Annotated in this window: 9 protein-coding genes; 6 read left to right on the top strand and 3 right to left on the bottom strand. The window is 70.3% G+C overall.

The features are described 5' to 3' along the window. The first annotated feature begins 184 nt into the window (after positions 1 to 184). From mqnC to ACYVMZ_RS25590, 3 genes are read left to right on the top strand one after another with little or no spacing between them, the layout of a single operon-like run. Positions 185 to 1384 (top strand): cyclic dehypoxanthinyl futalosine synthase, encoded by a 1200-nt coding sequence (gene mqnC, locus ACYVMZ_RS25580; protein ID WP_461083503.1) that lies wholly within the window; start codon positions 185 to 187, stop codon positions 1382 to 1384. Between the two features lie 7 nt (positions 1385 to 1391). Next, positions 1392 to 1997: a hypothetical protein gene (locus ACYVMZ_RS25585; protein WP_461083505.1), complete on the top strand. Its 606-nt coding sequence runs from the start codon at positions 1392 to 1394 to the stop codon at positions 1995 to 1997. A 35-nt stretch (positions 1998 to 2032) separates the two neighbouring features. Continuing rightward, complete coding sequence (locus ACYVMZ_RS25590) at positions 2033 to 2728, top strand: demethylmenaquinone methyltransferase (protein ID WP_461083507.1); 696 nt, start codon at positions 2033 to 2035, stop codon at positions 2726 to 2728. On the opposite strand, the gene ACYVMZ_RS25595 is transcribed toward ACYVMZ_RS25590, so the two are convergent. Next, a complete protein-coding gene (locus ACYVMZ_RS25595; RefSeq protein WP_461083509.1) occupies positions 2715 to 3026 on the bottom strand; it encodes a PASTA domain-containing protein in 312 nt (103 codons plus the stop codon). The two genes, ACYVMZ_RS25590 and ACYVMZ_RS25595, sit on opposite strands and share 14 nt — an antisense overlap. A gap of 120 nt (positions 3027 to 3146) precedes the next feature. Continuing rightward, the gene (locus ACYVMZ_RS25600; protein ID WP_461083511.1) at positions 3147 to 3653 is read right to left on the bottom strand and encodes a GNAT family N-acetyltransferase; all 507 of its coding nucleotides are present in this window, start codon (positions 3651 to 3653) and stop codon (positions 3147 to 3149) included. A 97-nt stretch (positions 3654 to 3750) separates the two neighbouring features. On the opposite strand from ACYVMZ_RS25600, the gene ACYVMZ_RS25605 reads away from it, so the two are divergent. Together ACYVMZ_RS25605 and ACYVMZ_RS25610 are read left to right on the top strand one after the other, a co-directional pair. Continuing rightward, entirely contained in the window at positions 3751 to 5043 is a 1293-nt protein-coding gene (locus ACYVMZ_RS25605; RefSeq protein ID WP_461083513.1) for a geranylgeranyl reductase family protein, read from the top strand. 92 nt (positions 5044 to 5135) lie between these two features. After that, positions 5136 to 6965 (top strand): hydroxysqualene dehydroxylase, encoded by a 1830-nt coding sequence (locus tag ACYVMZ_RS25610; RefSeq protein WP_461083515.1) that lies wholly within the window; start codon positions 5136 to 5138, stop codon positions 6963 to 6965. A 128-nt stretch (positions 6966 to 7093) separates the two neighbouring features. On the opposite strand, the gene ACYVMZ_RS25615 is transcribed toward ACYVMZ_RS25610, so the two are convergent. Beyond that, on the bottom strand, positions 7094 to 7900 hold the full coding sequence (locus ACYVMZ_RS25615; RefSeq protein ID WP_461083517.1) for a C40 family peptidase: 807 nt from the start codon (positions 7898 to 7900) through the stop codon (positions 7094 to 7096). Between the two features lie 756 nt (positions 7901 to 8656). On the opposite strand from ACYVMZ_RS25615, the gene ACYVMZ_RS25620 reads away from it, so the two are divergent. Continuing rightward, the gene (locus ACYVMZ_RS25620; RefSeq protein ID WP_003974383.1) at positions 8657 to 9016 is read left to right on the top strand and encodes an NADH-quinone oxidoreductase subunit A; all 360 of its coding nucleotides are present in this window, start codon (positions 8657 to 8659) and stop codon (positions 9014 to 9016) included. The last annotated feature ends 6 nt before the right edge of the window (positions 9017 to 9022 follow it).

Here is a 9022-nt window from a genome sequence, read left to right on the forward strand (position 1 = left end):
TGCTTCCCGGCGAACGCGCGCGTGTCTCCGCCCTGCGACGGGCGACCGGGTCACTCGCGCGACTCGGCGACCCACTGGAGTTCCGCACCCCGGAGCGGTGACCGCGCGTCGGTACGGCAAAACGGCTGGCGTAGGCTGGTTCGGTCCGTCCACAGCCCTGACGAATCCTGCGAAAGGGACGCCGGTGACCGAGAAGGCCGACCTTCAGCCCGTCCTCGACCGTGCCGCCGCCGGTGGGCGGATCACCCCCGAAGAGGCTCTCGTCCTCTACCGCGACGCCCCGCTGCACGCGCTGGGCGCCGCCGCCGACGCCGTACGCCGCCGCCGGTACGCGGGCACCGAGCACATCGCGACGTACATCATCGAGCGCAACATCAACTACACGAACGTGTGCGTCACGGCGTGCAGGTTCTGCGCCTTCTACGCCGCCCCCAAGGACACCGCCAAGGGCTGGACGCGCGACCTGGACGACATCCTGCGCCGCTGCGCCGAGACCGTCGAGCTGGGCGGCACCCAGATCATGTTCCAGGGCGGCCACCACCCGGACTTCGGCGTCGAGTACTACGAGAAGCACTTCGCCGCCATCAAGAAGGAGTTCCCGCAGCTCGTCATCCACAGCCTGGGGGCGAGCGAGGTCGAGCACATGGCCCGGATCTCCGGCGTGAGCGTCGAGGAGGCCATCACCCGCATCCGCGACGCCGGGCTGGACTCCTTCGCCGGCGCCGGCGCCGAACTCCTGCCCGAGCGGCCCCGCAAGGCCATCGCGCCGCTGAAGGAGTCCGGCGAGCGCTGGCTGGAGATCATGGAGATCGCGCACCGGCTGGGCGTGGAGTCGACGTCCACCATGCTGATGGGCACCGGTGAGACCAACGCCGAGCGCATCGAGCACCTGCGGATGATCCGCGACGTCCAGGACCGCACGGGCGGCTTCCGCGCCTTCATCCCGTACACCTACCAGCCCGAGAACAACCACCTGAAGGGCCGCACCCAGGCCACCCTCTTCGAGTACCTGCGGATGATCGCGATCGCCCGGCTGTTCCTCGACAACGTGGCCCACATCCAGGGCTCCTGGCTGACCACGGGCAAGGAGGTCGGCCAGCTCTCCCTGCACTACGGCGCCGACGACCTCGGTTCGATCATGCTGGAGGAGAACGTCGTGTCGTCGGCCGGCGCCAAGCACCGCTCCAACCGGCTGGAGATCATCGACCTGATCCGCAAGGCGGGGCGAGTGCCGGCGCAGCGCTCGACGACGTACGAGCACCTGGTCGTCCACGACGACCCGGCCAACGACCCCGTCGACGACCGCGTGGTCTCCCACATCTCCTCGACGGCGATCGAGGGCGGCACGGCACACCCCGAGCTGAAGCTGCTCGCCTCCAACTGACGCGGCCATGCTGACGATTCACGCCGACTCCAGGGGCCGGGCGCTCGCCGTCGAGGGAGAGTGGATCGTGGGCGCCGGGCTGGTGGACGACCTCGTCGCCGCGTACCCGCACGCGCGCGTGCGCAGGTGGCCCGGCATCCTCACGCCCGGAATCATCAACCTGTACGGCAACGAGCTGCTGGAGCAGGCGTACCACCCGGATCCGCGCGAGGCCGACGAGCTGGGCACCGAGCCGCTGACCGGCGACGCGCTGGCCGCGCTCGCCCTCGACGACGCACGCTGGGGCGCGAGCGCCCGGCGCGGGGTGCAGCGGATGCTGGCGCACGGCACGGTCGCGGCGGCCTGCGAGGAACTGCGCAACCGCGCCGTCCGGGACGCGGTGCGCCGCTCCGGCCTGGGGGTCGTGGGCCGGCTCGGGCGTCCCGGCGGCGTCCCCGCGCTGGACCCGTACGCCTCCGGCCGGCCGGTGGAGTTCGCGGCCCCGAGGGAGCGCGGGTCCGCCGCCCGGTTCGCCGTGTTCGACGTACGGGACGAGGACGAGCTGGCGGAGCGGGGCGCCGGTACGTGTGTGGCCACGGTGGTCGCCGGCCGCCTGGTGTACCGCCGCCGCTGAGCGGCCTCGGCCAGGTGTGCTGCAAGAATGGGCCCGTGACCCGCGCATCCCTGGACAAGCAGCCGCACGAAGTCGCCTCGATGTTCGACGACGTGGCGGACCGGTACGACCTGACCAACGACGTGCTGTCCCTGGGGCAGGCCCGGTTGTGGCGCAAGGAGGTCGCCAGGGCGGTCGACGCCCGCCCGGCACAGAAGGTGCTGGACCTGGCCGCCGGTACGGCGACGTCCTCCCTGCCCTTCGCCCGCACCGGCGCGTACGTCGTCCCCTGCGACTTCTCCCTCGGCATGCTCCAGGTCGGCAAGCGGCGGCACGCCTGGCTGCCCCTCACGGCGGGCGACGCGACCCGGCTGCCCTTCAAGGACGACGTCTTCGACGCCGTCACCATCTCCTTCGGGCTGCGCAACGTGCAGGACACGGACGCCGCCCTGCGCGAGATGCACCGGGTGACCCGGCCCGGCGGACGCATCGTGATCTGCGAGTTCTCGCACCCGACGTGGGCGCCGTTCCGGACCGTCTACACCGAGTACCTGATGCGCGCGCTGCCGCCGGTCGCGCGGGCCGTGTCCTCCAACCCCGACGCGTACGTCTACCTCGCCGAGTCCATCCGCGCCTGGCCCGACCAGCCCGCCCTCGCCGAACGGCTGAAGAAGGCCGGCTGGACGAAGGTGGCCTGGCGCAACCTCACCGGCGGGGTGGTGGCCCTGCACCGGGGCTTCAAGGAGAGCTGAGCATCGCGTACGGGTCGCCCGGCTCGTCCAGTTCCCGCTGGAGCCCACCGCCGGGCGGTCTCGGCATCCGCGGCTCGCGTACGCCCCCGCCGCCCTCCCCCTCACCGAAGTCGAACCACACGTAGACCATCGAGTCCCGCGGCACCTCGGCGCCGGGCTGCGGGTACTGGCGTACGACGTAGTCGACGACCGCGAGGTGGAAGTCGGGCCGGTCCGGCGCGTTGAGGGACAGGCCCTGCGCCCGGGCCGTCTCGCGCGCGTCCACGGCCATCAGACCGACCAGGCGCGGTACACGCACTTCGGGTGTTTTGTGGGTTATGCGCACAGATGTCACCCCCAGCGGTACAGGCAGGGTAACTCCGGCGCCGTACCGACCGGAAGCGCCAAGTGGCGTTCTGTGACAATCGGTTACCCCTAGTCACAGATCCAGGTGGTAGCAGTGCCCCTCCCGCCGTGAGGCGGGCGCCGTGAACCTCTCGGCCAGGCGCATGCCCAGCCGCTGGGTGACCGCGATGGATCTCTTGTTGTCGGCGGCCACCATCGCCACCACGCTCGGCACGCCCGCCGCCCGCACCCGCTCCAGCGTCTGGAGCGCGGCCGCGGTGACGTACCCCTTGCCCCAGTGCGCCCGCGCGAGCCGCCAGCCGATCTCGATCTCGCCCTTGGGACCCCAGTCGTACTCCCACGGCTGGGCACCGGTGAAGCCGATGACCTGCCCGGAGTCGTCGAGCATGGTCCACAGGCAGAAGCCGCGTTCGGCGTCGTGCCGGCGCTGGCGGGCGGTGAGCTCCTCGTAGACCGACAGCTCCGCGGCCCTGCCGCCCTGGTACTCCATGACCTCCGGGTCGTCGAAGATCCGGTGCCACACGACGGCGTCCTCGTCGGTGGGGACGCGCAGCCGTACTGCGGGGAGAGCTCGGTTCACGGGGGCAGCCCTTCAGCCGGTGATCGGTGACGCTGAATAGACTGCCCCTGTCCTGTGCCGGTCGGCACGCAGATTTCGAACTTGGGGAGATCCCGCCGTGAGTGTCGTGACCGAGCCCCTCTCCGAGAACACCGCCGATGTGATCGTCGTCGGCGCGGGGCCAGCCGGCTCCACGACCGCGTACCACCTGGCCAGGGCCGGGCTCGATGTACTCCTGCTGGAGAAGACCGAGTTCCCGAGGGAGAAGGTCTGCGGCGACGGACTGACCCCCCGCGCCGTGAAGCAGCTCGTGGCCATGGGCATCGACATCTCCGAGGAGGCCGGCTGGCTGCGCAACAAGGGCCTGCGCATCATCGGCGGCGGTGTGCGGCTCCAGCTGGACTGGCCGGATCTCGCCTCCTTCCCCGACTACGGCCTGGTCCGCAAGCGCGACGACTTCGACGAACAGCTCGCTCGCCAGGCCCAGAAGGCGGGCGCCCGCCTGTTCGAACGCTGCAACGTCTCCGGCCCGATCGTCGACGACCGCACCGGCCGCATCACCGGCGTGACGGCCAAGCTGGGCGAGGAGAAGCGCGAAGTCACCTTCCATGCCCCGCTGGTGGTGGCCGCCGACGGCAACTCCACCCGCCTGTCCCTGGCGATGGGCCTGCACCGCCGCGAGGACCGCCCGATGGGCGTCGCGGTCCGTACGTACTTCACCAGCCCGAGGCATGACGACGACTACCTGGAGTCGTGGCTGGAGTTGTGGGACCGGCGGGGGCCCGAGGACCGTCTCCTGCCCGGCTACGGCTGGATCTTCGGCATGGGCGACGGCACGTCGAACGTCGGCCTCGGCGTGCTCAACACCTCCGACTCCTTCAAGGAGCTCGACTGGCGCGAGGTGCTGAAGGCCTGGTGCGCGTCCATGCCCGAGGACTGGGGCTACACCCCGGACAACATGACCGGGCCCATTCGCGGGGCGGCGCTCCCCATGGCCTTCAACCGACAGCCGCACTACACCCGCGGGCTGCTTCTGGTGGGCGACGCCGGCGGACTGGTGAACCCCTTCAACGGCGAGGGCATCGCCTACGCCATGGAATCCGGCCAGATCGCCGCCGACGTCGTCGTCCAGGCCCACGCCCGCTCCACCCCGGCCCAGCGCGAGACGGCCCTGCGGCACTACCCGCGCGTCCTCAAGGACACCTACGGCGGCTACTACACCCTCGGCCGCGCCTTCGTGAAGCTCATCGGCAACCCGAAGGTCATGCAGATCGCCACCCAGCGCGGCCTGACCCACCCGCTGCTGATGAAGTTCACCCTCAAGCTCCTCGCCAATCTCACCGACCCGACGGGCGGCGACGCGATGGACCGCATCATCAACGGCCTGAGCAAGGTGGCGCCGAAGGCGTGACCCGAGTCCGGCGGCTGCTGTTGTGAGGATGCCGTGGGTGGCCGGGAATCAGGCTTCCGGCCCCCGTGTCCCCTCCCTACCCTCCGGTGTTCATGACAACAGAACAGCATGCGCAGCCGTCTCAGGAGCACTCCGGCCCCACCCGTAGACGCTTCCTCGCCACCACCGCCCTCGCCACCGGGGGAGCGGCCGGCGCTCTCGCCTCAAGGCCCGGCGTCGCCTCCGCGGCGCCGCGGGGCAAGCGCGTCGCCGTCCTCGGCGGCGGCGTCTCCGGCCTCGGCGCGGCCCACGAACTCGCCGAGCGCGGCTACGCCGTCACCGTCTACGAGTACTACGACGCCCTCGGCGGCAAGGCCCGCTCCATGGACGTCCCCGGCACGGGCGCGGGCGGGCGCAGGCCGCTCCCCGCCGAGCACGGCTTCCGCTTCTTCCCCGGCTTCTACCGGAACCTGCCGGACACGATGCGCCGCATCCCCTTCCCCGGCAACGCCGACGGCGTCCGCGGCAACCTCCGCGCCGGCACCGAGGCGTTGTTCGCGCGCGGTTCCGGCCGGCCGGACCTGCACTTCCCCCTGCGGAAGGTCACCACCCCGCCCCGGCCCGGCGACCTCACCCCGTCCTGGATCCGCGACCAGATCCTGTCCGTCCTCGACCTCGGCACCCGCCTGCCCGCCCACGAGGCCGCCTACTTCGCGGGCCGCGTCCTCGTCCACCTCACCAGCTGCGAGGCCCGCCGCGAGGACCAGTGGGAGAAGACGGCGTGGTGGGACTTCATCCGCGCCGGGGAGATGAGCGAGGAGTACCAGACCGTCCTCGGCATCGGACAGACCCGCAACCTCGTGGCCACCCGCGCCGAGGTGGCCTCCACCAGGACCGTCGGCCGCGTCATCGTCGAGGCCCTGCTGCTGTGGGGCCTGCTGGGGCGGGGGATGGACGGGCCGGACGCCGACATCGACCGGGTGCTGAACGCCCCCACCAGCGAGGCGTGGATCGACCCCTGGGAGTCGTACCTGCGCTCCCTGGGCGTCGAGTTCGTCCTCGGCACGCAGGTCCACGAGATCCTGTACGACGGCGGCCGCGTGACCGGCGTACGGGTGTCCGCCCGCGACGGCGGCCGGCAACGCGTCGTCACCGCCGACCACTACGTCTGCGCCCTGCCCGTCGAACACGCCCGCCTGACCTGGGGCCGGGCGCTGCGCGCCGCCGACCCGCAGCTCGCGCGGTGCGACGCGCTGCAGACGGACTGGATGACCGGCGTGATGTTCTACCTGCGCACGCCCACCCCGGTCGTGCACGGCCACATCAACTGCCTCGACTCACCGTGGTCGGTCACCGCCATCGGCCAGGCCCAGTTCTGGGACGGACGGGACTTCCCACGCGACTACGGGGACGGCCGGGCCCGCGACTGCCTCTCCGCGATCATCTCGGAGTGGGACAAGCCCGGCATCCTGTACGGCAAGACGGCCAAGGAATGCACGAAGGAGGAGGTCGTCGCCGAACTCTGGGCCCAGCTGAAGGACGGGCTCAACGACGCCGGCAAGACGACCCTGCGCGACGAGGACCGCCTCGGCTGGTTCATGGACCCGGCGGTGACGGGCCTGGGCGGCCCCGACCCGCAGAACCGCGAACAGCTCCTCATCCACCCCACGGGCACCCTCTACAACCGCCCGTCCGCCCGCACCAAGGTGCCCAACTTCTTCCTCGCGGGCGACTACGTCCGCACGGACGTGGACCTGGCGACGATGGAGGGCGCCAACGAGTCCGCACGACTCGCCGTCAACGCCCTGCTCGACGCGGACGATTCAAACGCCGAACGATGCCGGATCCAGGAGCTGTTCCGGCCGCCCGAGATGGAGCCCCTCAAACGCGTCGACGAACTGCGCTACCGGCTCGGTCTGCCCAACACCTTCGACCTGGGCTGAGCCGGTATCGCCCGAAGTGCCCCCGATGCGCCCGGACGTGCACGGTCACCGTCCGGGCGTGCGCCGGAAGGGCCGCTGCCCCCGAGCGGCTGCGGCCCTTCACTCCGTACGGTGCTACGGCGGTGTGCTCAGAGCACCCGCACCGCACCGGTCGGCGGGTCGTACGACAGCGGCTTCTCGGCGACGCCCGTGGAGGGGTTCTGCGCGCCGATGAACATGCCGTCGCCGACGTAGACCGCCACGTGGTACGCGCTGCCCGCGCTGCCCCAGTACAGGATGTCGCCCGGCTGCAGGTTGCTCAGCGACACCGGCGTGCCGGCGGTCGACTGGTCCTGCGAGACGCGCGGCAGGCTGATGCCCACCTGCTTGAAGGCGGCACCCACCAGGCCGGAGCAGTCGTAGGCGGAGGGACCGGTGGCGCCCAGGACGTAGGCCTTGCCCACCTGTGCCTTCAGGAAGGAGACCACCGCGGCGGCCGAGCCCGTCGCCGTGGACGTGTTCGTGGAGACGTCGACGCTCGCCGACGCGGTCAGGGTGGGCCGCTCGGCGTTGCGCGCGGCACGCTCGGCGGCGGCCTTGCGGGCGGCCTCCGCGGCCTTCTTCTTGGCCTCGGCCTTCTTCTTGGCCTCGGCGAGGTCCGCCTTGGCCTCCTTGGCGGCCTTGGCGGCGGCCGCGTCACGCTCGGCCTGCAGCTGGTAGTTCGCGGCCGCCAGCTCCGTGGCGGTCGCGGACTCGGCGACCTGGGCGGACAGGTCGGCCGTCAGGGTGGGCAGCTCCAGGGTCTGCGTCACGGGCTCGGCGGCGTTCGCCGAACCCGACGCCCCGGCCACTGCCAGGGTGCTGAGGACGCCACCGGCAACTCCGGCACGCATCGCGACTTTCGACGCGCTGCGGCGGGGCTTCCGGTGGCTGCGTATGTGAGCGGTGTGGGACATGGGAACAACCGGTACCAGGGGCTCCTTCATATCTTCAAGAAACGTGTGCTGCGCCACATTTACTCAATCGAAGCCACGAACGCCGGGTGTGTCGTTCTTTATTGACGCCGTAACGGACATTGCGGACGCCGTGTAACCGGCCTGTGATCTCGCCCTTTGATCATTTTGCCCGAATTGCCCCGCGCTTACCACTGGTTGGGGCGGTTGGCCAAGCCCCCTCCTCGGGCACCTCTCATGAGTGTGGCGGAGGTCACGGAACGGTCACCCGAGCACCCGCGTCCCGCGCGCAAGATCACGGCCGGATCACGGCCTCGCGAAGATCGTGAAAACGTGCACGCGTCCACACCCCGCGCGGCACCCCCTCTGATGTGTGAACGCGGCATCTATCAAGAGATCAAGTCCAGCGCCAATTTGCATGCAAGGGAACTCTCTTGATATGGAGACGGCCCTTTCGGCCTGCCCTGACGAGCCGAAATGTCACCTTTGGTGATCGCGTGGACGCTTCGCGTATGAGGGTCGGCGCTCATCCGACTTCATGATCGATCGTCAGGTGGTAGAGATCACAAAGCTTGTGCAATACCCCGTGTCGCAGATCACAGAGCGACGGGCATAAGATGCACGCGGTTGGGCTTGTGACCTGCTTCACATGTTCCCGATCTTCGCCGGGACGGGCGGGGTTTCGCGGGACTGATGGGGCGGATGTGAGCTCGACGCAAACCGCCAGCAGTCAGTGCCGACTGAGAGGAGCGAGGAGCGGTGAACGCGTATGCGCCCATCCTCGTACTGGGAGCCCTCGGGGCAGGCTTTGCGATCTTCTCCGTGGTGATGGCCACGCTGATCGGTCCGAAGCGGTACAACCGCGCCAAGCTCGAGGCTTACGAGTGCGGTATCGAGCCGACCCCCACGCCGGCCGGCGGCGGGCGCTTCCCGATCAAGTACTACCTGACGGCGATGCTCTTCATCATCTTCGATATCGAGATCGTCTTCCTCTACCCCTGGGCCGTCACCTTCGACGCTCTGGGGATCTTCGGGCTCGTGGAGATGCTGCTCTTCGTGCTCACCGTCTTCGTCGCGTACGCGTACGTGTGGCGGCGCGGCGGCCTGGAATGGGACTGAGGGGCC

The sequence above is a fragment of the Streptomyces deserti genome (assembly GCF_054782695.1).